Raw genomic sequence first — 839 nt, 5'->3', positions numbered from 1 at the left:
CGCCTGCCGACATGGCAACCAGCCTGCAAGACAAGCTGCCGAACTGCAGACGACTCCATCTGCTGGAAGGCCTCTCGCACTTCAGCTGCTTGCACCAAGCGGCGCCGCTGATCTGTCATCAGATCTCCGCCGGAGCAACTTTATGACCTTCGATACAGACCAACTCCATGTGGTCGTGGGCGCCACGGGTGGTACGGGAAGCGCGCTCGTGCGCACGCTGGCTTGCGCCGGGGTGCGCGTGCGTGCCGTGGCCCGAAGTCTTCCGCCGGGGCTGCCTGCCGGCGTTGAAGCGGTACCGGCTGATGCACTCGATTTAGCGCGCTTGTGCGAGGTGTGCAAGGGTGCAGCTGTTGTCTACAACTGTGTCAATCCGCCCTTCACGCAGTGGCACGCCCTGTTTCCCCGGGTGATGAACAACCTCATCGTGGCGGCAGGCCGTGTCGATGCCGTGCTTGTCTTTGCAGATGACACGTGGATGTATGGCCGGCCGACCGGTCCATTGACCGAGGAGCATCCGCAGCGACCTGCCGGCGTGCTGGGTGCGCTGCGGGCTCAACTCGCGGCCACCTTGCTCGAAGCCCATCGGCAGGGGAGCGTGCGCGCAGCCATCGGGCGTGCCTCGGAGTTGTACGGCCCGGGCGTCGAATCGCTGCTGGGCGCGAACCTCTTCGAGTCGGCCATCCGTGGACGCAGGATGTTCTGGCCCGGCAGCCTTGAGTCGCCGCTCAACCCCACGTACATCGACGATTTCGCGGGCGGGCTGATGACGCTCGGCACACGAGACGAAGCCCTCGGGCAGGTCTGGCACATGCCCACAGCGGCGCCCATCACCGGGCGGG

General features: G+C 65.8%; 1 protein-coding gene. It reads left to right on the top strand.

What is annotated here, in order from left to right; genetic code table 11:
- Window positions 1-142 precede the first annotated feature (142 nt).
- On the top strand, window positions 143-839 hold a 697-nt coding region (locus tag AC01FP_RS18140), incomplete at its 3' end, for an NAD-dependent epimerase/dehydratase family protein (protein WP_474482214.1).

The organism is Cyanobium sp. NIVA-CYA 375 (assembly GCF_056108345.1).
Note: the sequence above shows the minus strand (reverse complement) of the source record. Positions and strands in the feature narration are given on the sequence as shown.